Here is a 24,708-nt window from a genome sequence, read left to right on the forward strand (position 1 = left end):
CAAGGATGGCTGAACACAAAAAAGGGCAGGTTCAACCCGCCCTTGAATAGAGATTTAAAGCGCTATCAGGCTGGCGCTTGGCCTTCAGCCAGGAAGAACCAGGTATCAAGCACCGAATCCGGGTTCAGCGACACGCTTTCGATGCCCTGCTCCATCAGCCAGCGCGCCAGATCCGGGTGGTCCGAAGGACCCTGGCCGCAGATACCGATGTACTTACCGGCCTTGTTACAGGCCTGGATAGCGTTGCTCAGCAGCTTCTTCACCGCCGGGTTACGCTCATCGAACAGGTGCGCGACGATGCCGGAGTCGCGATCCAGGCCCAGGGTCAGCTGAGTCAGGTCGTTAGAACCGATGGAAAAACCGTCGAAGAACTCAAGGAACTCCTCGGCCAGAATCGCGTTGGACGGCAGTTCACACATCATGATGACTTTGAGGCCATCTTGGCCGCGAGCCAGACCGTTGGCAGCCAGCAAATCAACCACCTGACTGGCCTCACCCAGGGTGCGGACGAACGGCACCATGATCTCGACGTTGGTCAGGCCCATCTCATTGCGCACTTTCTTCAGCGCGCGGCATTCCAGCTCGAAACAGTCGCGGAACGATTCGCTGATATAACGCGAAGCGCCACGGAAACCCAGCATCGGGTTTTCTTCTTCCGGCTCGTAGAGCTTGCCGCCGATCAGGTTGGCGTATTCGTTGGACTTGAAGTCCGACAGGCGCACGATGACCTTCTTCGGCCAGAACGCTGCGGCCAGGGTGCTGATGCCCTCGACCAGCTTCTCGACGTAGAAATTGACCGGATCGTCGTAACCGGCGATGCGCTTCTCGACGCTGTCCTTGATCTCCGGCGGCAGGCCGGCGAAGTTCAGCAGTGCTTTGGGGTGCACGCCGATCATGCGGTTGATGATGAACTCCAGACGCGCCAGGCCAACCCCTTCATTGGGCAACTGAGCGAAATCGAAGGCGCGATCTGGGTTACCGACGTTCATCATGATCTTAAACGGCAGATCCGGCATGGCATCGACCGAGTTCTTGCGAATGTCGAAGCCCAGCTCGCCTTCGAAGATAAAACCGGTATCGCCTTCGGCGCAGGAAACCGTCACGCCCATGCCGTCTTTCAGCACTTGAGTGGCGTTACCGCAGCCCACTACCGCCGGAATACCCAGCTCACGGGCAATGATCGCGGCGTGGCAGGTACGCCCGCCACGGTTGGTGACGATGGCGCTGGCGCGTTTCATCACCGGCTCCCAATCTGGGTCGGTCATGTCGGAGACCAGCACGTCGCCAGGCTGAACTTTGTCCATTTCGGACACGTCATGAATCACCCGCACGCGGCCTGCACCGATCTTCTGACCGATAGCGCGACCTTCCACCAGCACGGTGCCGGTTTCCTTGAGCAGGTAGCGCTCCATTACATTGACATTGGTGCGGCTTTTTACTGTTTCCGGGCGCGCCTGGACGATATACAGCTTGCCGTCGTCGCCATCTTTGGCCCACTCGATGTCCATCGGACGACCGTAGTGCTTCTCGATGATCATCGCCTGCTTGGCCAGCTCGCTGACCTCGGCATCCGTCAGGCAGAAGCGCGCGCGCTCGGCACGGTCGACATCGACCACCTTGACCGATTTACCGGCCTTGGCTTCATCGCCGTAGATCATCTTGATCGCTTTGCTGCCCAGGTTACGACGCAGAATGGCGGGGCGACCGGCTTCCAGGGTCTGCTTATGCACATAGAATTCGTCAGGGTTGACCGCACCCTGCACTACGGTTTCGCCAAGGCCGTAGGCGCCAGTGATAAACACCACGTCGCGAAAGCCCGACTCGGTATCCAGGGTGAACATCACGCCAGCGGTGCCGGTTTCTGAGCGCACCATGCGCTGTACGCCTGCAGACAGGGCGACCAGTTTGTGGTCGAAGCCCTGGTGCACGCGATAGGCGATGGCGCGGTCGTTGAACAAGGAGGCAAACACTTCCTTGGCCGCACGAATCACGTTTTCCACGCCACGGATGTTCAGGAAGGTTTCCTGCTGGCCGGCAAACGAGGCGTCCGGCAGGTCTTCGGCGGTGGCCGAGGAACGCACGGCAACGGCCATATTGTCATTACCACCGGCCATTTCGGCGAAGGCGGTGCGGATCTGGGTGTTCAGCTCTTCAGGGAAGTTGGCGTCCATCACCCACTGACGGATCTGCGCACCGGTCTTGGCCAAGGCGTTGACGTCATCGACATCAAGGGCATCGAGCGCGGCATGGATCTGCTCGTTCAGGCCGCTCAGCTCGAGAAAGTCCCGGTAGGCCTGAGCTGTGGTGGCGAAACCACCGGGTACCGAAACTCCGGCACCGGCAAGGTTGCTGATCATCTCGCCCAGGGAGGCGTTCTTGCCCCCTACGTGCTCAACATCGTGATTGCCGAGCTTATCGAGGGAAACTACGTACTCTACCAAGGTGATCTCTCCACTAAATGTTGGAAAAGCTCAGAACCCATTCAAGGCTCTCTAGGGGCTGGGGAGCTCGGCGGCAGACATGCCCGCACGATTGTGGCCTGGCCCTGGAAAATAAGTAACAATGCCGGCCAGATCGGCCCTGCAAAGTCGGGCCTATGATAGCCAAGATTCGTCCTCAGCTTAAGGCCCATGGTGCAAATGAAACGAACCGCTTTTTTCATCTCCGATGGCACCGGCATTACCGCCGAAACCCTGGGCCAGAGTCTACTGGCACAGTTTGAAACCATCGACTTTACCAAACTCACGCGACCCTACATCGACAGCGTGGAAAAAGCGCGCGCAATGGTACAACAAATCAACACTGCGGCAGAGAAAGACGGCTCTCGCCCGATCATCTTCGACACCATCGTCAACCAGGATATTCGTGACATCTTGGCCGAGTCCGATGGTTTTATGATCGATATTTTCTCGACCTTTCTCGCTCCTCTGGAGCAGGAACTGACCTCGCATTCCTCTTACTCGGTCGGCAAGTCCCACTCTATCGGTCACAACTCCAACTATATGGAACGTATCGAGGCGGTGAACTTCGCCCTCGACAACGATGATGGCGCGCGCACCCACTACTACGACAAGGCCGATCTGATTCTGGTCGGCGTATCGCGCTGCGGCAAAACCCCGACTTGCCTGTATATGGCAATGCAGTACGGCATTCGTGCCGCAAATTATCCGCTGACTGAAGACGACATGGAGCGTTTACAGCTGCCGGCCTCGCTAAAGAAGTACAAGGACAAGCTGTTCGGCCTGACCATCGACCCGGATCGCCTTACCGCCATCCGTCACGAGCGCAAGCCCAACAGCCGTTATGCCAGCTTCGCCCAGTGCGAATTTGAGGTACGCGAAGTAGAAAATCTATTCCGCCGCGAGAACATCGCTTATATCAACTCCACCCATTTTTCGGTTGAGGAAATCTCGGCAAAGATTCTGGTGGAAAAAGGTGTCGAGCGGCGCCTGAAGTAGGATGGGTTAGCGGCGCGAAACAGCATTAACCAAGCCACCACCCCTCCTGCGCGCCGCGTAACCCATCAATGGCTCACGCCTACAGATGATGGGTATCGCTGCGCTCAACCCATCCTACGCGGCCCTCAGAAACAGCCGCCCGGTACGCGCACCCATCCTTCCATCAAGATCCGTGCGCTGCGACTCATTATCGCCTTGGTCACCGTCCACTGCCCATCCACCAGCGCCGCCTGGGCGCCAACGCGCAAGGTGCCGGACGGGTGACCAAAACGCGCCGCCTCCCGCGCGCTGCCGCCGGCCGCCAGATTGACTAGAGTGCCGGGGATCGCCGCCGCCGTGCCGATGGCCACAGCACAAGTCCCCATCATGGCGTGGTGCAGTTTGCCCATGGACAGCGCGCGCACCAGCAGATCGACTTCACCCGCCTGCACTGTCTTGCCACTGGACGAGACGTAGTCCTTGGGCTTGGCGACAAAGGCGATCTTCGGCGTGTGCTGGCGGGTCAGCGCCTCATCCGCTGTTTTGATCAGGCCCATACGCAAGGCGCCAGCCACGCGAATCTTCTCGAAGCGCGCCAGTTGCTCGGGGTCGCCGTTGATCTGCTCGCGCAGCTCAGTGCCGCTGTAGCCGATATCTTCGGCATTAACGAACACGGTCGGAATGCCGGCGGTGATCATGGTCGCCTTAAAGGTGCCGACACCTGGCACTTCCAGCTCATCGACTAGATTGCCGGAGGGGAACATCGAACCACCCTCCTCGCCGTCATCGGACGGATCGAGAAACTCCAGCACGATTTCGGCCGCCGGAAAAGTCACCCCATCCAACTCGAAATCGCCGGCTTCCTGCACCTGGCCATTGCTGACCGGCACATGGGCGATGATGGTTTTCTGGATATTGGCCTGCCAAATACGCACCACGCACACGCCGTTTTCCGGGATACGCGCGGGATCGATCAGCCCAGCATGAATGGCAAAAGCCCCGGCCCCGGTGGATAAATTGCCGCAGTTGCCGCTCCAGTCGACAAAGGCCTTGTCGATGGAGACCTGACCATAGAGGTAGTCGACATCGTGATCAGGCTGGCTGCTTTTCGAGAGGATCACGCACTTGGAGGTGCTAGAGGTGGCGCCGCCCATGCCATCGATCTGCGCGGCATAGGGATCGGGGCTGCCGATCACCCGCATAAACAGCTTGTCGCGCGCAGCACCTGGTACCTGACAGCTCTGCGGCAGGTCTTGCAAGCGGAAAAATACGCCCTTGCTGGTGCCGCCACGTATATAGGTGGCGGGGATTTTGATTTGGGGCAGGTGAACCATCTTAAGTGTCCTAAAGGTTGTGATCGAACACCTCGGATGGGTGGAGCGCAGCAATACCCATGTAGAACCTGTTGGGTATCGCTGCGATCAACGCCAACCTACGGCATCAGAGGTATGGACATGGCACAACGGCGGACAAGCCTTCGCCATGTCCGCCCTACGAATCAGGCCACGCTGCCTTCGAGGAAGTCCTGAGCAAAACGCTGCAGCACGCCGCCCGCCTTGTACACATGCACTTCGGCAGCCGTGTCCAGACGGCAAGTCACTGGCACCTTGAACACGTCACCGTTGCGGCGATTGACGACCAGGGTCAGGTCGCCACGCGGCGACACATCGCCCTCGATGTCATAGGTTTCTGTGCCGTCGAGGCCAAGGGTCAGGCGCGTGGTGCCAGGCTTGAACTCGACCGGCAGCACGCCCATGCCGACCAGGTTGGTACGGTGAATGCGTTCGAAACCTTCGGCGACTATCACTTCCACACCCGCCAGGCGCACGCCTTTGGCCGCCCAGTCGCGGGACGAGCCCTGACCGTAGTCAGCCCCGGCGACGATGATCAGGTTCTGCTTGCGGCTCATGTAGGTTTCGATCGCTTCCCACATGCGCATGACTTTGCCTTCCGGCTCGACGCGGGCCAGCGAACCCTTCTTCACCACGCCGTCGACCACGGCCATCTCGTTAACCAGTTGCGGGTTGGCAAAGGTGGCGCGTTGTGCGGTCAGGTGATCGCCCCTGTGAGTCGCGTAAGAGTTGAAGTCCTCTTCCGGCAAACCCATTTTGTGCAGGTATTCACCGGCCGCGCTGTCCAGCAGGATGGCGTTGGACGGAGACAGGTGATCGGTGGTGATGTTGTCCGGCAGGATTGCCAACGGCAGCATGCCCTTGAGCGTACGCTCGCCAGCCAGGGCTCCTTCCCAATAAGGCGGACGGCGGATATAGGTGGACTGCGGACGCCAGTCATACAGCGGGCTTTCAGCTTCAGTGACCGTGCCCAGATCAAACATCGGAATATAGATCTGCTTGAACTGCTCAGGCTTCACCGAGGTAGCAACCAGGGCGTCGATTTCTTCGTCGCTCGGCCACAGATCCTTCAGCGTTACCGGGTTGCCCTGCTGGTCGTGGCCGAGCACATCCTGCTCGATATCAAAACGCACCGTACCGGCAATGGCGTAAGCCACCACCAAGGGCGGCGAAGCCAGGAAAGCCTGCTTGGCGTATGGATGGATGCGCCCGTCAAAGTTGCGGTTACCACTCAATACGGCGGTGGCATAGAGGTCGCGGTCGATGATCTCCTGTTGAATCACCGGGTCCAGCGCGCCAGACATGCCATTACAGGTGGTGCAGGCATAGGCGACGATGCCAAAACCCAGCTGTTCCAGCTCGGACAGCAGACCGGCCTCTTCCAGGTACAGCTTGGCCACCTTGGAGCCCGGGGCGAAGGAGGTTTTCACCCAGGGCTTGCGCAGCAGACCCAGGGCATTGGCCTTTTTCGCCAACAGGCCGGCAGCCACCACGTTGCGCGGGTTTGAGGTATTGGTACAGCTGGTGATGGCCGCGATGATAACCGCGCCATCGGGCAGCTGGCCTGCAGCCTCTTCAACCTTGCCGGCGGCCAGTTTGGCCTCGTCGGCAATGCCGCGCTCCTGCAGCGCCGAAGTCGGCAGGCGCTTGTGCGGGTTGCTCGGGCCGGCCATGTTGCGCACCACGGTGGACAGATCGAAGCTCAGCACCCGCTCGTACTCGGCGCTGACCAGGGCATCGGCCCACAGGCCGGTGGTCTTGGCATAGTTCTCCACCAAGGCCACCTGCTCCGGCTCACGACCGGTGAGCTTGAGGTAATCGATGGTCTGCTGATCGATATAGAACATCGAAGCCGTAGCGCCGTATTCCGGGCACATGTTGGAGATGGTCGCACGGTCGCCGATGGTCAGGCTGCTGGCACCCTCACCAAAAAATTCGACCCAGGCACCGACCACGCGCTCCTTGCGCAGGAACTCGGTAATGGCCAGTACGATATCGGTGGCGGTAATCCCAGGTTGGCGCTTGCCGGTGAGCTGCACGCCAACGATGTCGGGCAGGCGCATCATCGACGGCAGACCCAGCATCACGGTTTCTGCTTCCAGACCGCCAACGCCGATGGCAATCACGCCCAGGGCATCGACGTGCGGGGTGTGACTGTCGGTGCCGACGCAGGTATCCGGGAATGCCACACCGCCGCGCGCCTGGATCACCGGGCTCATTTTCTCCAGGTTGATCTGGTGCATGATGCCGTTGCCAGCCGGGATTACGTCGACGTTTTTGAACGCGGTTTTGGTCCACTCGATAAAGTGGAAGCGATCTTCGTTGCGGCGCTCTTCAACCGCGCGGTTTTTCTCGAAGGCATCCGGATCGAAACCCGCGAATTCCACCGCCAGTGAGTGATCGACAATCAGCTGGGTCGGCACCACCGGGTTGACCTTGGCCGGATCACCGCCTTTCTCAGCGATGGCATCGCGCAGGCCAGCGAGGTCGACCAGTGCGGTCTGACCGAGAATGTCATGACAGACCACCCGCGCCGGATACCAGGGGAAATCCAGGTCCTGCTTGCGCTCGATCAACTGCTTGAGCGAGTTGGTCAATGCGGCCGGCTCGCAGCGGCGCACCAGCTGCTCGGCCAGCACGCGGGAGGTATAGGGCAGCTTGGCGTAGGCACCGGGTGCAATGGCGTCGATGGCCTCACGGGTGTCGAAATAGTCCAGCGCGGTGCCGGCCAGCGGCTTACGGTATTGGCTGTTTATGCTGATCATGGACGGTCCTTGAGCGGCACAAACTTGAGGTCTTCGGGGCCTGTGTAATTAGCGCTCGGGCGGATAATTTTGCCGTCGATGCGTTGCTCGATCACATGGCTGGACCAGCCGGAAGTGCGGGCAATCACGAACAGCGGGGTGAACATGGCGGTCGGCACACCCATCATGTGGTAGCTGACGGCGCTGAACCAATCGAGGTTGGGGAACATCTTCTTGATTTCCCACATGGTGCTTTCCAGGCGCTCGGCAATGTCATACATCTTCATATTGCCCTGCTCCACCGACAGCTCGCGGGCCACATCCTTGATCACCTTGTTGCGCGGATCGCTCACGGTGTAAACCGGGTGTCCGAAGCCGATCACCACTTCTTTCTTCTCCACGCGAGCACGGATATCGGCCTCGGCCTCATCGGCGTTGTCGTAGCGTTTTTGACTCTCGAAGGCGACTTCGTTGGCACCGCCGTGCTTCGGGCCACGCAGCGCGCCGATGCCACCGGCGATGCAGCTGTACATATCCGAGCCGGTGCCGGCGATCACCCTCGAGGTAAAGGTGGAGGCATTGAACTCGTGCTCGGCATACAGGTTGAGCGAGGTGTGCATAGCGCGCACCCAGGATTCGCGCGGTTTCTCACCATGCAGCAAGTGCAGGAAGTGACCGCCGATGGAGTCGTCGTCAGTCTCAACCTCAATGCGCTTGCCGTTGTGGCTGAAGTGATACCAGTACAGCAAGGCGGAACCCAGGGATGCCATCAGCTTGTCGGCAATATCACGGGCACCCGGATGGTTGTGGTCGTCCTTTTCCGGCGACACACAACCGAGGACAGAAACAGCGGTGCGCATCACATCCATCGGGTGGGCGGACGGCGGCAGTTGTTCGAGCGACACCTTTAGCGCCGCAGGCAAACCACGCAACGCCTTGAGCTTGGCCTTGTAGCCAGCCAGCTCGGCCACGTTGGGCAGCTTGCCGTGGACCAGCAGGTGGGCGATTTCCTCGAAGTCGCAGTGGTTGGCAAAATCGAGAACGTCATAACCACGGTAGTGCAGATCGTTGCCAGTGCGGCCGACCGTGCACAACGCGGTGTTGCCGGCGGCAGTGCCGCTCAGGGCCACGGATTTTTTTGGTTTGAAGCCTGGGGTGGTTTCTGGGGTCGCAGTCATCGCTTATCTCTCCTCATCCGATCCGGTCGGTCGTACCTTTAAGCAGGCGGCTAAGACCTGCGTTCCGGTTATTTTTTGGCGGCAAACAGCGCGTCGAGGCTCTGCTCGAAGGCGTGGTAATTGATGCGCTCGTACAGCTCCATGCGCGTTTGCATGGTGTCGACCACATTCTTCTGGGTGCCGTCGCGGCGCACGGCCATATAAACGTTCTCGGCCGCCTTGTTCATGGCGCGGAAGGCCGATAGCGGGTACAGCACCAGACCGACATCCACCGAGGCCAGTTCTTCGGTGGTGTACAGCGGCGTGGCGCCGAACTCGGTGATGTTGGCCAGAATCGGCGCCTTTACCCGGTCGGCAAAAATCTTGTACATCGCCAACTCAGTAATGGCTTCCGGGAAGATCATGTCGGCACCGGCCTCGACACAGGCCGCCGCACGGTCCAGCGCTGAATTCAGGCCCTCAACCGCCAGGGCATCGGTGCGCGCCATGATCACGAAGCTGTCATCGGTGCGGGCATCGACGGCGGCCTTGATGCGGTCGACCATCTCCTGCTGGGTGACGATTTCTTTATTCGGGCGATGGCCACAGCGCTTGGCGCCAACCTGGTCTTCGATATGAATCGCCGCTGCGCCGAACTTGATCATCGACTTGACCGTGCGTGCGACGTTGAACGCCGAGGCGCCGAAACCGGTGTCGACATCCACCAGTAACGGCAAATCGCACACGTCGGTGATACGGCGCACATCAGTGAGCACGTCATCCAGGCCGGTAATGCCTAAGTCCGGCAGCCCGAGAGAGCCCGCCGCCACGCCGCCACCGGACAGATAGATCGCCTTAAAACCTGCGCGCTTGGCCAACAACGCATGGTTAGCGTTGATCGCGCCAATAACTTGCAGCGGGTGCTCTTCGGCAACAGCATCACGGAAACGCTGGCCTGGACTGCTCGGGATAGAAAACTGGCTCATGACTCACCTCGGGTTTTGGCTGTCTTGGTCGGCGCGCCCTGCCCCATGCTCATGGCACTGGCGGCGCTCATGGAATAGTGGCGCTCGATATTGCGTTTGGAGGCACCGATATGCCGGCGCATCAATAACTCGGCCAGCTCGCCGTCACGGTCGGCAATGGCATCGAGAATGCGGTGGTGTTCGGCGAATGCCTGATGCGGCCGGTTCGGCGTGGCAGAAAACTGCAGGCGGTACATGCGCACCAGCTGATACAGCTCACCGCAGAGCATCTGGGTCAGGGTTTTATTGCCGCTGCCCTGGATAATTCGGTAGTGAAAGTCGAAGTCGCCTTCCTGCTGGTAGTAGCCGACGCCAGCTTTAAAGGCCGCGTCCTGTTCATGCAGGTCGAGCACCGCGCGCAGCTCATCGATTTCTGCCTGGGTCATGCGTTCGGCAGCCAGGCGGCAAGCCATACCTTCCAGCGATTCACGGATCTCATAGAGCTCGATTAGCTCGGCGTGACCAAGCGACACCACCCGCGCACCGATATGCGGTACGCGCACCAGCAGGCGCTGACCTTCCAGACGGTGAATCGCCTCGCGCAGCGGACCACGGCTGATGCCATAGGTACGCGCCAACTCCGGCTCGGAAATCTTGCTGCCGGGTGCAATTTCACCCTTGACGATGGCCGCCTGAATACGCCGGAAGACCTGTTCAGAAAGGGTTTCCGAGTCTTCTTGACTGGACTCAAGCGGCTCAACTGCATCAAGCATATTGTCGACACTACGAAAATTAAGTGCTTGAAAACTACGCCCAGAAGGCATTGATGTCAAACAACCTTACTAGATTGTTGACACTAGCCAGCGCTACTTTAGTCGACTGCAGGCGCGACCTTACTTGCATAAACGCCTATAAGCGCCTGTCCTGACTGAAAAAGCCCATGGTAGAATGCAGCCGTTTAACGCCGCAGAGGAATCTCCGCCTGCCTGCTAGACTCCAACCCCAGGTGCGCCAGCTGCAACACGCGCCACCGGCACTTGCTCGACCCATCATCAACACCATGCCTCAGGACTTATGACACTAAAGCCCTCCATCCTGCTGCTATGCCTGCTATTCGCTCCCGGCCTGAATTTTGCCGCAGAGAAGGCGGTCTATGGGCTCAATGAATACGTCCGACTATTCGACCTCGACCTGAAGCTTGCCGCCAAACTCGACACCGGCGCCAAGACCGCATCGCTCAGTGCTCGCGACATCAAACGCTTCAAGCGCGATGGCGAAACCTGGGTACGCTTCTACCTGGCCCTCGACGAGGCGCACAGCAGTCCGATCGAACGCCCCCTGGCGCGCATCAGCAAGATCAAACGCCGCGCGGGCGACTATGATCCACAGGAAGAAAAAACCTATACCGCACGCCCCGTGATCGAAATGGATGTGTGCATGGGCAATGCTTTACGCACAATTGAAGTGAACTTGACCGACCGCAGTGCTTTCCAATACCCGTTGTTGATAGGCTCCGAAGCGCTAAAACGTTTTTCGGCCCTGGTCGATCCGAGTCTTAAATACGCAGCAGGCAAACCTGCTTGTGCCCCTGACGCAAACTTTGGCGCCGCCCTTGATGAGTAAATCCCATGCGCTCTCTTAACCTCCATCTGAAAGTCTTGGTCATACTCCTCGTGAGTCTGGGCGTTCTGATTACGGCTTATCAGATTTTCATCCTCGGCATCCCGATGACCGAAGACGAGACTGATGACCTGTGGAATATCGACGCCAAAGTCGAGTTCCAGGCCAGCCCACGCGAGCCGGTCAAGCTGCAGATGTTCGTGCCGCCCCTGGCCCAGGATTACGTCAGCCTGAATGAGAGCTTTATCTCGAATAACTATGGTGTGAGCATCAACCGCGCCAACGGCAACCGCAAAGTCACCTGGTCCGCCCGGCGCGCCAGTGGCAAACAGACCCTCTACTACCGCCTGGTGTTGACCAAGCGCTACAGCGGCGAGCAAACCAAGGCCAAAGGCCCGATCTTCCGTGACAGTATCCCGGTTGAAGGTGCCGAGAAGATCGCCGCCGAAGCGCTGCTCGCTCCGATTCGCCAGCACTCGGCGGACGTCGAAACCTTTATCAGCGAGACCATCAAACGGGTCAACAATAGCAATGACGACAACGTCAAACTGCTGTTGGGCGGCGATGCCTCTACCCCCAATAAAGCCAGAATCATCGAGCTGCTGCTGTCCATCGCCCACGTACCGATGGAGCGCGTGCACACCATTCGTCTGGCGGCCGATATTCAGCAAAGCCCGGAACTCTGGCTACGCAGCTTCAACGGCGACAAGTGGCTGTATTACAACCCGGAAAGCGGCGAGCAAGGCCTGCCGGCTGATCGCCTGGTGTGGTGGATCGGTGATGACAGCTTGGTCACCCTGGAAGGCGGTAAGCAGGTGCAAGTCAGCTTCAGCCTGAATAACAGCGAAATGAACGCCATTCGTCTGGCCAAACTGACGGATGAGAATACCGACGCTGACTTCCTCGAATACAGCCTGTATGGCCTGCCGCTGCAAACCCAGCAGACCTTTATGATCATGGTTATGATCCCGATCGGCGTGCTGGCGATCCTGATCCTGCGCAACCTCGGTGGCCTGCAGACATTGGGCACCTTCACCCCAGTACTGATTGCCCTGGCCTTCCGCGAGATGCAACTGGGTTACGGCATTATGTTCTTCACCATCATCACCGCCCTGGGTCTTTCGCTGCGCTCCTACCTGGAACACCTGAAACTGCAGATGCTGCCGCGTCTGTCGGTGGTACTGACCTTCGTCGTGGTATTGATCGCTACCATCAGCCTGTTCAGCCACAAGCTGGGCCTTGAGCGCGGCCTGTCGGTGGCACTGTTCCCGATGGTGATTTTGACCATGACCATCGAGCGCCTGTCGATCACCTGGGAAGAGCGCGGTGGTGGCCATGCCTTTAAAGTGGCTATCGGCACGCTGTTCGCCGCCACCCTGGCACACCTGCTGATGAGCGTGCCGGAGCTGAACTACTTTATCTTCACCTTCCCGGCCGTGCTGATGGTTCTGGTGGGCTTTATGCTGGCGATGGGTCGCTACCGCGGCTACCGCCTGACCGAACTTTTCCGCTTTAAAGCCTTCCTCAAGGACTAACGCCATGTTCGGCCTGATCAAGACGTGGAAAGCCCTGGAAGCCCACGGCATCATGGGCATTAACCGGCGCAACGCGGACTATGTGCTGAAGTACAACAAACGCAACCTGTATCCGATCGTCGATGACAAAATCATCACCAAAGAGCGGGCTATCGAAGCAGGTATCGATGTGCCCGAGATGTACGGTGTGATCGAGACCGAAAAAGGCATCGACAAGTTGCGCGACATTATTGGCGACCGCCCGGATTTCGTGGTTAAACCGGCGCAGGGTGCGGGCGGTGATGGCATCTTGGTGATTGCTGATCGCTTCGAAGACAAATACAGGACCGTCTCGGGCAAGATCGTCAGCCATGAAGAGATCGAGCATCAGATCTCCAGCATCCTGACTGGCCTCTACTCACTGGGTGGCCACCGGGATCGCGCACTGATCGAATACCGCGTCATCCCGGACCAAATCTTCAAGAGCATCAGTTACGAAGGCGTGCCGGACATCCGCATCATCGTACTGATGGGCTACCCGGTGATGGCCATGCTGCGTTTGCCAACCCGTCAATCCGGCGGCAAGGCCAACCTGCACCAGGGTGCCATCGGCGTAGGCGTGGATATGGCCACGGGGATAACCCTGCGCGGCACCTGGCTGAACAATAAGATCAGCAAGCACCCGGACACCACCAATGCGGTGGACGGCGTGCAGCTGCCGAACTGGGATGGCTTTATGAGGCTCGCTGCAGGTTGCTATGAGCTATGCGGCCTGGGCTATATCGGCGTGGACATGGTGCTGGATCAGGAAAAAGGCCCGTTGATTCTCGAACTCAACGCCCGCCCCGGCCTGAACATCCAGATCGCCAACGATTGCGGCCTCACCCTCCGTGCCCATGCAGTCGAAGCCCGCATAGCCGAACTGCAGAAAAAAGGCATAGTCGAAACAGCCGAAGAGCGCATGCGCTTCTCACAAGAGTTGTTTGGCCATGTTTCGACCGCGCAGATCTGATCAGTCTGATGAATAAAAAACCCGGACTTGTCCGGGTTTTTTATGGCTGTTTGGTTTGCTAACGCACAATCGCCAGCTCAAACGCGCCTTCATCACTGTGCGCATGGGCCTGCATACCGGCTTCATCGACCGCCAACGCCTGCAAGGGGCGCTTGAAGGGTTTGTTGTCCAGGGTTTGCAGGCTGCGATCTTCATCCGTGGTTAACAGCAGTACGTAGTGCTCGCCGGCGGCGGCTCTCACCGGCACAGTCCCTTCGATAAAGGCATAGCGATACCAAGTTTCTGCGTGCAGCTGATAGACCGCATCACTGACCAGGCGTGTCGGCTGCTTGGCCTGATCAAGGAACAACAAAGAGGGATAAGCCACCTGCTTATTGGCGAAGCTGCGAATACGCAGGCCGAAGTCGTACTGCGAGCGCGGCAATTTCAAGGCGGCGTAGTAGCTCTTGCCCATAGGGAAATCCAGACTGGGAGAAAAACGGTTCAGCTCTTCATAACGTGGTTCATCAGCGCTGATGGGGGTGAAGTCCTCCTCACTTAGTTGCCCACAGCAACGCTCGACCAGCGCCTGATAGCGTCCCTCGCCCCTCGTCTCGGTGCCGGCCAGCAGCGCCTGCATCGCGGCAGTGGGTTGCCCATCCAGGCCCGGCAAGGCCTGCGGTTTGGCGTCAAAGGTAACTTCCCGCCCCTGAGTCAACGCTACAGTGTTCAGGGTAGGCGTCGGGGGTTTGGCTCCTTTGGGCGGCACCTTAGAGTTACGCATGCGTCCCTGCTCATCGACCCAGGTGAAGTAGCGGCCATCTTGCTCATCACGGGCAAAATCGCGCCCTTCCAGTACGTCCGAGCTGATGTAAGCGCTGGAGCGCTCACCTGTACCCAGGAGAATTTCATTGCCGCCGGCCTGCACCTGCTGGCCGGCATAGAAGCTGTTCTGCAGATTGCCGCTGGCGTCTACCCAGGTGAAATAACGCCGCTTGCTCTCACCGCTGCTCTTGCTGCCAGGCCAGGATGCTGCCTCGCCTTCATTTAAACGCGCCTGGTCGCTGCACTGAATATTGCCGGCAGCCGTGCGTTGATGAGCCATATAGCGATTGTCGACAAAGCTGTTGTGTACCCGCCCCTGGTCATCGACCCAGGTCAGGTAGCGGCCACTGGCGCTGGCCTGCATCGCCGCCAAAAACCCTATCAGCATCAGCACAATGCGCATGACTGAACCCTAGAAAGTGGTGCGGTAGGTCAACGCCAGCACATAGGCTTTGACGCTGGTTTTCACATCCAGATCGGCATAGGGGTTGTACACCATGCTGTCGATGGATGAGCAGTTGATATTGCAGCTGGAGCGTGCCGGGATATCCTGCTTGCTGACCAAATAATTGAAACCCAGGTCAATCACCGTGTCCTTATCCCACTGGTAACCCAACCCCAGACCATAGAGCTTGGCATCCCCCAAAGGCGCCAGCACGTCGGCCTTGTTGCCGGGAATGGCTGACGGGCGTGGCTCATAGCCCATACGCAGGCTCAACCGGTCGTTAACCTGGTACTCGACCCCAACGCCCCAACTCCAAACGGACTCATAGCCACGATCAAGAATGATGCTGGTCGAGGTAGCGTTCTTCGGAGAGAACAAGCTGGCGATGGTCAGGATATCCAGCTGGCGATCAAACTCCAGTTCGAACTTGTCCCAGGCTGCATAGTCGGTCCACTTCACATCCAGGTTGATCTGCCAGCGTTCATGCGGCTTGAACTTGATACCCGTAGCAAAATGCGCCGGGTAGGTCATGTTCAGCGAGACGTTGCCCTGCTCCTTATCAAACAAGCCATCGGGCGTCAGGGTATTGAACACCGCGCCGATAAACGAGCTGTCCAAGCCCTGCCAGAAGCCCTGCCAGTTCTCCGAGTAGTCCACCACATAGCGCCCTTTCAAGCGCATTTTGGCCTCACTCTGATACACCGCGCCCAGCGCAAACCAATCGTTCGGTTCCCATAGAAAACCGACGTTCCAGGTGGGTGAAAGGGTCTGCTGCATATCGATATCGATATTGGCAATGTCGGTAAAGGGGCCCAGTTCCCCCCCGCAAATATTCAGAAAAATTTCGAACGGGTTGTTATCAACCAAGCACAACGCATCCTGAGCCACCCCAACAAAGCCGGTAAGTATTCCCGGTGCACGGAAGTCCTGGTTGAGCGCCATGGCCTGGTGGGAAAAGCCGATAGACAAACCCAGCGACAGCTCATCGTTGACCTGATACGCCAGTGAGGGCGAGAAATAGGTCAGACGCTGAATCACCAGTTCCTTGCCCTGATAGCGCCCTGGGTCGTCATCATCACGGGCAAAACCCAACGCTTGTGGCGTGTACATATTGGTGGCGAAGGTCAGCTTTGAGCCTGGCGGCGTGATGGACAACCCAGCCAATGGCGCAAACAACATCGGCAACTCGGTAGCGCCCCCCACACCGGGCAGGTACATCATCGCGGCTCCAGCGCGGCTGGATGAATTGGCCACCGGGTCGTTACTCAGCCTCATGAAACGGCTGCCATAATCATCAGGGGCATCGAAATCGGCGCGAATATCCATCATCCCGGTGATGAATTTGACCGTCGTCTGCCGCCCCTTGAGTTTGCTCAGGGCTGCCGGGTTGTAATGCACAGAGTCGATACCGACAAAGTCTGCCGTCACCGCATTCCCAAGGGCCATCGCCTTTGGGCTGCCGATAGTCAGGTTCTGCGCCAGTTGTGCCTGGGCGAGCCCGGAGCAGAGCGAGACTGCCCAAAAAATCGCCTGCGTAAGCAGCGAAATTCGCGTATTCATAGGAAAATTCGCTCGCGTCTATTGGGCCTTCAGGCCTTTGATATCCAAAGGCATGGAGATGCCCAACAGCACATCTGGCGAATCCTCGGTCATACCAAACCCGGCGTTGACGTTGACGATGCGCTCCGGCGAAGTACGCAAGCCCAGCGAGAAGTTCATCACCGCACTGGTCTGCCCACGCCCTTCGGCGTCGCCGTCAGCGAAGGTAAAGGTCGGTTTCAGTGAATGCGACATCTGATAGGAAGTTGCCAGCGACACGTCATAAGACAGCGCATAAGCAAAACCCATGCTCAGCGAGAATGACGAACCGGGGTCAACCTCCTCGAGTAAGCGACCGCCGCGCACCTGGCCAATGCCGGTGATTGGCATGTTGTAGGTGTAACCGACCGAGCCAAACAGCACGACCGGGTCGATCACGTAGGACATATTCGCACCAACGCCCAGGCTGTAGGTGCCGCTACCCGTGGCCAGATCGCTCTGGGTATTGATGTCATAAGGGCTATTGCCGGTCGGCAAACCCAGAGTCGCGTACAGGGTAGTTACCGGTTTACCCCGCAAGGATGTCCACGGCTGCCAACGCAGGCTGGCAGAGATATCGCCCAGGCTGTAAGCATTCAGATCACGTTCGGTGTCGTACTTGGCGACCATAGGCAGGCGCACGCTGAAGGTCAGGTTGTCCCACACGCCATAATCGAAGGTGAACGAGTTGGTGAAGGTGTGTTGTGCCTCGCTCTGGCCAATCACACTGAATACGTTGTTACCGGTGCGCACAGTCTCGATAACCGTATCGCGCAGCAACGAGTAATCGAAACCATAGGTCAGGGTTCGCTCACCTTTTTTTAGCAAGGTGTAGCTCTTTTCCGCAGCCTGAAACACCTCCTCCAGCGCCTTGGCGCTATCGGCGTCGTCTTCTTGCTTGCTCAAAGCCTCACGCGCCTGCTCGACCGAAGTTGGATCGTCGGCAAACACCGTTGAACTGGCAGCCCCTGCCAGCATGGCCAGCCATACATAATGCAAAACTCTCATGGCGCAGCCCCCAAATATTTATTGTTATGCCGGGCGTTTTACTTGCGTCGGATGTAGCGAATATCACCATCGGAACCCAGCTCTGTGGCCTGGTTCTCGGTGAACTTGGTCATCTGCGGAAACTCACGAAATGCCAGCAAGCTGGTGGTGCGATCATCGATGATGCGCAAATCTTGCTCGCTCAAGGCCAGCGCATTTGGTGGTTCATTACCGTTGGGAAAGATCACGAACAGCACGTTCTGATCCCAGATTTCCTCAAAACGGGTACGGGTAAAGCTGATATTGCCGAGTGCGGGATCAGCGACAAACACATGGTCGTTGTACACATCACGCACCACCACAAAGTGTTTGAAGCCGGCATATTCGATCGGCACGATGGCCGGGTGTTCCAGGGCATCTAGGTCGGCAAAACCCGCGCGAAAACCACCGCTCTTGTAACCCAGCGCGGTGACAAAGCGCTTCATGTCGAGCAGGGAAAAACCGCGCCGCTCAACAATCTTGTCCGCCTCGCCAAACTGCAACAGGCCTTCCATCACCTGGCGCTCTTGCAGGTTGCGACCGAGGAAATAATCCAGCAGTGAGGTCAAAGCAGCCGAACCACAGCTGTAGTCATAGGCTTGACGAATCACATTGCGAAACTGCAACTGGCTCATCGGCTCAAGCGTCACCGTCTCACGCAAAGGTCCGTTTGGTAGCAAGTGCTGATTGATATGCACCGTGCCTGGCGCAGGCGGCTTGGTATCCACCGCTTCGGTAAAGCCCCACACGCCGATCAGACTGCCCAGCAGAATCTCGATCATCAGCCAACCGCACTCCTATCCGGCAAGAAAAAGCCTTACCGGCAAAAACCGGTAAGACTTTTCAACACACGCAACGATTAAGCGAACTTAGTGGCCCCAGACTTTTACGGTGGTGCCCGCCATGTTCATGTCGTTGATCGCCAGAGAACCAATGCTTGCGGCCGAGGTATCGCCAATCTTGATCGCGCCGACGCTCAGCTGACCGGTAATAGTCGGCAGGCTGATTTGCAGTTGCTGAGTGCCGCTGCCATTGGTGACCACGTCAACCATGACCGGGGCGTTGTCGTCAATGTTGAAGCCAGTGAAGGAAACGGTTTCCATGCGCAGCGAACCGCCGCCAGTGTCGCCGTCGGTGTAAACCAGGCTACCGATGGTGCCGTTGAAGCTACCGGAGATGCTGATGCCATCCTGGCCGGTTACGGTTGCCAGAGCTGTGTCATCCATGGCCTTGAGTTCAGCCTGAGCCATGAAAGGAACAGCCAGAACAGCGGTGGCCAAAGCCAGTTGCTTGAGGGTTTTCATTGTTATTGTCTCCACAGTTCGCTAATGGGTTGTCCCCGGCAGGCTGCTCTGGACTCCTGTCCGTCTCAGCTACAGCGGCGTGCGCCGCTCACCAGGTCTGGCACTGCTTCCCTATTCGCGCCAGGCTTGGAATCGTGAAGCACCATGCTTCTCGTCCTGGTGTTAAAACTACTGGGGCAGGCCCTAGCTGCCAGCCCATCCAAGGGATGGAACGCCTATCTGGCAGACAAACCTCAGGCCTCGCTCAACAAACCCAGGCTCTTGCCCTTCAATACCGCTTGCGTACGGCTGCGCACGCCCAGCTTGGCGAATAGGTTGTGCAGATGCCATTTGATGGTCGCCTCTGACAAATGCACCGCTTGGGCGATATCGCGGTTCGACAGACCGGCCGCAACAAAGCGCAGAATCTCTCGCTCTCGATGGCTAACATCTTGATTCTCATCGAAATTTTCTAGATCGACAGACAACCTAGAGCATTGCTCGCGCAGTTGTTCGGCCAGCCCCTGCCAAGTGTTTGCACGCTTAGGCTCGGCCGCGTGCCAGGCGTACCAGAGCGGTAACAGCCAGAGTGCATCATCCAGAAACATGCGCCGGTAACCGCTTGCCCAGGCATCTTCAAGCGTCGCCTTAAACAAGACAAAGGCTTTGTCGCTGTTACCTTTGCGCCAGTACGCCACAGAAAGTAACAAGCAAAGACGCAGGCGCCGATCACGCTGATGCTCGGCCGTTTGTTTGGCCAGGCAAGCCTCAAGCAGCGTTTGCGCCTTGTCCGCACGGCGTTCGGACAAGGCCAGGCGCGCTTCAGACAACACCTGCACCGTTTCGGCATCGGCATAACGGCCCGGCGGCAATACCGCCAGATGACGCTGCAGCTGCAGGCAGGTGCGCTCGGCCTCATTGGGTTTACGCAGCCACAGCAGAAACTGCACTTTGCTGCTCATGCCCAGGGCGTAGACCCGCTCATATCCCGGACCGTGCAAGCCGGCCAGCCATTCATCCAGCTCCGCCAAGGCCGACTCGCCCTCGCCCGCAAAGAAACGCGCTTTGGCCATCACCAGTTTGCTGCGGCTGATCAGCTCAATCGGCGTGGCTACATCGCGCCAGGTTGTCGCCAGTGGCAATTCGGCGAGAATCGCCGCGTGCCGATCCTGCTCATACAGCAAGTCCGCATAAGCCAGGGCCAACGGCCCACCAACCCGACTGCGCCGGCCGAACACCTGCTCGACCCGCGCCCGGGCACTCTCTGCTAACACGCGACCACGCTCTGGCTGGCCCATTTCCTTACAAATCAGCGCTTCGATCAGGCTGACCACTGCATGCAGGTATTCACTGTCGGCCTGCTCCAGGTTGTCACGCGCCACCGCAATCGACTTGGCCGCATCGCCAAACTCGCCCAGCAATGCGTAAGCTGCGGCTTGAATGCAGGACATGCTGGCGCGAAAAATCGGCTGGTTATCCGGCACTAACGCCAGCCAGTGCCGCGCCACTTTCAGCGCGCCCTCCAGCTTGTCCTGATACAGCAGCACCAAGGCCTTCAGTACCTGGGCCACCGCCAGCAGCACCGCCAGGCCAAAGTGCAACGGTTTGCCACGACCCTGCATCAAGCGCGTGCTGACCTCCTCAATCAGCGCTTCGGCCTCGGCGTACTTCTGCTCGAAGGCCAGTTGCCAGGCATAGAAAATTTGAAACACCGGGTGCTCGCGAATCACTTCCGACGGCACATCCTTGAGGATCGCCAAAATGCCGTACACCTGATTACCCGCAATCAGTGCCGCGCCCTGGCGCTCCAGCAGCTCGGCGGCAAAGGCGTAGTCACGGGCACGCAAGGCGTATTTGACCGATTTATCAGTCAGCTCATGGCTTTCACACCAGCGCGCAGCGGCATGCAGCAAATGAGTCGGATCGCCCGCACGGCTCAGACGGCCCTGGAGAAACTCGGCAAACAGATGGTGGTAGCGAAACCACTCACCCTGCTCGTCCAGCGCGATGATAAACAGCTGAGCGGTTTGCAAGCGCTTGAGCATCTGCGCGCCGTCCGTGCGACCAGTCAGGGCATTGCACAACTCGGCATTGAATTCATCAAGCACCGAGGTCTGATCGAGAAATTGCTGTTGATCCTGCGGCAGGTGGTCCAGCACATCCTCGGCCAAGTAATCGGCGATATTGCGCTCGGTGCCAGAAAGCCCGGCCAGAAAACCGCTGCGCTCGGGATGTCGTGCCAACGCCAAAGCCACCAGGTGCAATGCAGTAATCCAGCCCTCGGTACGCCGCTGCAACAAATCCAGCTCGGCGCTGCTCAACTGCAGTTGTTTGAGCTCATGGAAATAGGCTTCGGTCTCGCTACGCGTAAGGCGCAACTCATCCGCTTTGATCCACAGCGCCCAAGGCGAAATGACCGGCTGCTCATCAAGAAAGTGAGGCTTGTAGCGGGTGCTGCCGATCATCCGCACATTGGCCGGTACCCGTTTGACGAAGTAATTGACCAACGGCCCCAGGTCGACATGCCGCACCCGATGAAAATCATCAAAGATCAGGTACAGATCGCCCTGAACCCTCTTCAGGTCACCAATAAACGAATCCAGCAGCACCTCATTGGGCACGCTCAGATCATCACGCAGCAAGCGTGCAGTGCTCGCGCCAAAGCCCGGCAGCTGCGACTCAATGGCGGCGATCAGGTAATGCAGCAGGCGTTGCGGCTCGCTGTCGGCTTCATCACAGGACAACCAGGCCACCCGCGCGCCGGTCTCCAGCAAACGCAGACGAAATTGGCTGAGCACCGTGCTCTTGCCGAAACCAGCCGGCGCGCTGAGCAAAATCAGGCGTTGTTCGCGGGCACTGAACAGCCGATCAAGCAAGGCGGCACGTGCCAGTAAAGGTCGCCCGGCAGACTCTGCGGGAAACAACTTGGTGCGCAGTAATGGCAACGTGCTCTGACGCAGCAACGATTGACTATTCATGGTCGAGAAGGCCCAGTTCGCGCGCACGGCGGATGGCTTGCGTGCGGTTACGCACCTTGAGTTTTTCGTAAATATTGTGCAGGTGCCATTTGACCGTACCCAGCGCCAGTGAAAGCTGCTGACCGATCTCATCATTCGACATGCCCTGAGCCGCCAAACACAACACCTCGCGCTCGCGCTCGGTCAGCCCTTCCTCAAGCACTTCCAGCGATTGCCGCGCGCTATTGCCCGGCCAAATGGCCAGCAAGCCACGGATAAAACCCTGTAACGCCGGCTGACGTTCGGCAGCTTCCAGTTGCTGCAGCAACTGGCGAATGGCTTCGCCTTCCTCAACAAACAGGCTGCGTACACCTTCGCGCTCAGCACCGATCAAACATTGCACCAACACGCTTTGCGCACGCTCCTGATAGCCCAGCCGCTGGTAGCTGAGCGCCGCCAGCAGGTCGAGACGCAAACGCTGCAGGCCATGCCAGTTATCCAGCAGCATGCCGCGCAGCTGGGTGATCTCGTGCAGCGCTTCACTGTAATGGCCGCGCGCCTGCTGCAAGCGAATGCGGGTCAAGCCGCGCACCCATAACACCGGGTTGAAGCGCATGTGCTGGTAATGCTCGGCCAGCTTGTTCCAATCCACGGTCTTAAGACGTTGCTCGGCGCGTTTGAGCCGATCCGCCGCCGGTTCCTGAAGAATCTGCACCACCTCATCGGCCACCGCCTGGGCGTAGAAACGCCAGGACTGGTTACGCGCTGCCAGGTTCTGCATCAGTACCAGGCTGGCGTAAGCATCCTTGGGGTTGCCCTGCATGCGCTGTACGTGGGCCATGCACAGCATGCCTTGGGCGTACAGGTCGATCGGATTAATCACATCGACCGTAGCCAAGGCCCAGCGCAGACGCTCCTCGATGCCATCTAGGCGCCCCTGGTTATAGGCAATCAGGGCTTCTGTGATAGTCGGCAACGCCAAGGCGCGTGATCGGTCGGCAAACCAGGGAATCACTCGCGCGCGTAATTGCGCAAAAAGCAACTCAGCCTGACGGATCTGCCCCTGTTCCAGACTCAGCAGCACTTCGACGTTGGCCAGTTGCATGTCCAGATAGCGCCCTTCGAGGAAGTGATTGCGCTGCTGCGCCAAGGCCAGCAAACGCTTGACCTGCTCGGGCTGGCCGATCATCACATTAGCCAGCGCCCCAACGATAAGTATCGCCACCTCAAGAAAGGCGGTGTGCTGGCCCAACTGCACTTCAACCCGACGCGCCAAGGTAATGCAGGTTTGCAAGTCATCCTTCTGCAAGGCGATAACTGACTTGATCGCCAGGGTCGCCAACAGCTTGTTGCTCAACGGCGCGCCGGGTTTCGCTTCAGTCCAACGCTCGATCAGCTCATCGAGCATGCGATTGGCTTCTACCAGGCCCAGCTCGGCCGCGCGGGTCCAGACATCGGCGAGTACCAGCACGGGGTAACGCTCGGCGATTTCATCAGGCACCTGCTGACGCCACTTGTAGATCAGGTTGAGCTGGCCGCGATTAATCAGCTCCAGGCCGCAACCGTCAACCAGCGCCGCGAGCATTTGCGGATCCTCGGCCAGGCAGGCATGCTCGATGGCCAGATTCTGCATGTGGTGGTTGGTGAACCACAGACTGGCATTGAAATGCAGCTGCTTAAACCGCTCCAGATCGCGCTCTTTTAGGCGGCCACGCAAGAATTCGGCAAACAGATTGTGAAAGCGATACCACTGGCGCTCGCGGTCCAGCGGCAGGAGGAACAGCTGCATAGCTTCCAGTTCTTCCAGCAACTGCTGACCGTCATGTCGTCCGGTCAGCGCATTGGCCAGGTCACCGCTGAGTTGCTGCGCCACACCCAACGCCAATAGCAGCTCCTGTTTGTCGGCCGGCAACTGCTCGAACACACTGCGTAGCAGGTAAGCACCTACGGCAGCCTGGTCAGTGCCCATATCGGCGATCTGCGCAGCAGCCTGGGGTTGATGGCGTAGCCAGAGGCTGGCCAGGTGCACACCGACCATCCAGCCCTCGGTCTGGCTGTACAGCGCAGAAAACGCCACAGCATCCAGCTGCAGGCCACAACGCTGTAGATAATCACGGGCTTCCGCCTTGCTCAGGCGCAACTCTTGCTCGCCGATCTCAACTAGCAGGCCCTTGGCGCGCAGGGTGGCCAGGTTCAATGCCGGTTGCGAGCGGCTGCCGATCGCAAGGGTAAACACTTCGGGGGCAAATTTGATCAGGCGATTCAACGCGCTGATCAACTCGGCGTCCTGAATCAGGTGCAGGTCATCGAGCACCAGCAGCAGCGGGTTTTCCAGCTGCGCCAGGTCTACCAGCAGGCTTTCCATTACGGCGGAGACGGGTACTCGCATGGTGTTTTGCAGGTAGGCCAGGGCTTCTGCGCCAAACCCTGGCAGCAGGCTGGCAAGCGCCTCAATTAACTGCAACAAAAAACGCGACGGCTCATCGTCACCAGGCCCGATTGACAACCAGGCCACAGCCTGACCACTGCGCTCACGGGCTTGTGCCAACGCGACCAGCGCACTGGTTTTACCAAAGCCTGCCGGAGCGGCCAATAACAACACGCGCGCATGAGGATTGGCACACAAGGCCGCTTCAAGCTGCGGCCTGACCAGGTAATCCATCGAGGCCTGGGGCGGCATCAGTTTGGCGCGCAAAAGGCTCCCAGCGGCAAGATCCATTACTTCATCCATGGCCTTGATCCCGTAGTAATTATTGTTTTATGAGTCACATCGAACATCGGGGGACCTCTCCATACTAATGAGCAGCAGCGTCC

17 protein-coding genes are annotated in these 24,708 nt (G+C 58.6%); 4 read left to right on the top strand and 13 right to left on the bottom strand.

Annotated elements, in window-relative coordinates; translation table 11 throughout:
• Positions 1-65: 65 nt before the first annotated feature.
• Positions 66-2,441 carry a phosphoenolpyruvate synthase gene (gene ppsA / locus AC0T4W_RS11755; RefSeq protein WP_476319130.1) on the bottom strand — a complete coding sequence of 792 codons (2,376 nt, stop codon included), beginning with the start codon at positions 2,439-2,441 and terminating at the stop codon, positions 66-68.
• Positions 2,442-2,639: 198 nt separating this feature from the next.
• Between ppsA and ppsR the strand changes: the two genes are divergently transcribed.
• The gene (ppsR, locus tag AC0T4W_RS11760) at positions 2,640-3,458 is read left to right on the top strand and encodes a posphoenolpyruvate synthetase regulatory kinase/phosphorylase PpsR (protein WP_476319131.1); all 819 of its coding nucleotides are present in this window, start codon (positions 2,640-2,642) and stop codon (positions 3,456-3,458) included.
• Between the two features lie 125 nt (positions 3,459-3,583).
• Here ppsR and prpF read toward each other — a convergent pair whose 3' ends face one another.
• The 5 genes from prpF to AC0T4W_RS11785 form a co-directional block, all read right to left on the bottom strand.
• Positions 3,584-4,771 (bottom strand): 2-methylaconitate cis-trans isomerase PrpF, encoded by a 1,188-nt coding sequence (prpF, locus tag AC0T4W_RS11765; protein ID WP_476319132.1) that lies wholly within the window; start codon positions 4,769-4,771, stop codon positions 3,584-3,586.
• Between the two features lie 164 nt (positions 4,772-4,935).
• Entirely contained in the window at positions 4,936-7,545 is a 2,610-nt protein-coding gene (acnD, locus tag AC0T4W_RS11770) for a Fe/S-dependent 2-methylisocitrate dehydratase AcnD (protein ID WP_476323604.1), read from the bottom strand.
• Positions 7,546-7,550: 5 nt separating this feature from the next.
• Positions 7,551-8,711 (bottom strand): bifunctional 2-methylcitrate synthase/citrate synthase, encoded by a 1,161-nt coding sequence (prpC, locus tag AC0T4W_RS11775; protein ID WP_476319133.1) that lies wholly within the window; start codon positions 8,709-8,711, stop codon positions 7,551-7,553.
• Positions 8,712-8,779: 68 nt separating this feature from the next.
• The gene (gene prpB, locus AC0T4W_RS11780; protein WP_476319134.1) at positions 8,780-9,676 is read right to left on the bottom strand and encodes a methylisocitrate lyase; all 897 of its coding nucleotides are present in this window, start codon (positions 9,674-9,676) and stop codon (positions 8,780-8,782) included.
• Positions 9,673-10,428, bottom strand: coding sequence for a GntR family transcriptional regulator (locus AC0T4W_RS11785; protein ID WP_476319135.1), 756 nt, complete (start codon positions 10,426-10,428; stop codon positions 9,673-9,675). Before AC0T4W_RS11785 ends, prpB begins: the two co-directional genes overlap by 4 nt.
• Before the next feature lie 301 nt (positions 10,429-10,729).
• Here AC0T4W_RS11785 and rloA point away from each other — a divergent pair, with 301 nt between their 5' ends.
• From rloA to AC0T4W_RS11800, 3 genes are read left to right on the top strand one after another with little or no spacing between them, the layout of a single operon-like run.
• A complete protein-coding gene (gene rloA / locus AC0T4W_RS11790; RefSeq protein ID WP_476319136.1) occupies positions 10,730-11,278 on the top strand; it encodes a retropepsin-like aspartic peptidase RloA in 549 nt (182 codons plus the stop codon).
• Positions 11,279-11,283: 5 nt separating this feature from the next.
• Complete coding sequence (gene rloB, locus AC0T4W_RS11795; RefSeq protein WP_476319137.1) at positions 11,284-12,810, top strand: osmotic stress tolerance membrane protein RloB; 1,527 nt, start codon at positions 11,284-11,286, stop codon at positions 12,808-12,810.
• Between the two features lie 4 nt (positions 12,811-12,814).
• Positions 12,815-13,801 carry an alpha-L-glutamate ligase-like protein gene (locus AC0T4W_RS11800; RefSeq protein WP_476319138.1) on the top strand — a complete coding sequence of 329 codons (987 nt, stop codon included), beginning with the start codon at positions 12,815-12,817 and terminating at the stop codon, positions 13,799-13,801.
• A gap of 58 nt (positions 13,802-13,859) precedes the next feature.
• Here AC0T4W_RS11800 and AC0T4W_RS11805 read toward each other — a convergent pair whose 3' ends face one another.
• The 7 genes from AC0T4W_RS11805 to AC0T4W_RS11835 form a co-directional block, all read right to left on the bottom strand.
• Positions 13,860-15,008: a MalM family protein gene (locus tag AC0T4W_RS11805; RefSeq protein ID WP_476319139.1), complete on the bottom strand. Its 1,149-nt coding sequence runs from the start codon at positions 15,006-15,008 to the stop codon at positions 13,860-13,862.
• Between the two features lie 9 nt (positions 15,009-15,017).
• Complete coding sequence (locus tag AC0T4W_RS11810; RefSeq protein WP_476319140.1) at positions 15,018-16,610, bottom strand: outer membrane protein transport protein; 1,593 nt, start codon at positions 16,608-16,610, stop codon at positions 15,018-15,020.
• An 18-nt stretch (positions 16,611-16,628) separates the two neighbouring features.
• A complete protein-coding gene (locus AC0T4W_RS11815) occupies positions 16,629-17,636 on the bottom strand; it encodes a transporter (protein WP_476319141.1) in 1,008 nt (335 codons plus the stop codon).
• Between the two features lie 38 nt (positions 17,637-17,674).
• The gene (locus tag AC0T4W_RS11820) at positions 17,675-18,436 is read right to left on the bottom strand and encodes a C39 family peptidase (RefSeq protein ID WP_476319142.1); all 762 of its coding nucleotides are present in this window, start codon (positions 18,434-18,436) and stop codon (positions 17,675-17,677) included.
• 87 nt (positions 18,437-18,523) lie between these two features.
• On the bottom strand, positions 18,524-18,958 hold the full coding sequence (locus AC0T4W_RS11825; protein ID WP_476319143.1) for a DUF6160 family protein: 435 nt from the start codon (positions 18,956-18,958) through the stop codon (positions 18,524-18,526).
• A 233-nt stretch (positions 18,959-19,191) separates the two neighbouring features.
• A complete protein-coding gene (locus AC0T4W_RS11830; protein WP_476319144.1) occupies positions 19,192-21,915 on the bottom strand; it encodes a helix-turn-helix transcriptional regulator in 2,724 nt (907 codons plus the stop codon).
• Positions 21,908-24,625, bottom strand: coding sequence for a winged helix-turn-helix domain-containing protein (locus AC0T4W_RS11835; RefSeq protein ID WP_476319145.1), 2,718 nt, complete (start codon positions 24,623-24,625; stop codon positions 21,908-21,910). Before AC0T4W_RS11835 ends, AC0T4W_RS11830 begins: the two co-directional genes overlap by 8 nt.
• Positions 24,626-24,708 lie beyond the last annotated feature (83 nt).

It is taken from the genome of Pseudomonas sp. C7.1 (assembly GCF_056312395.1).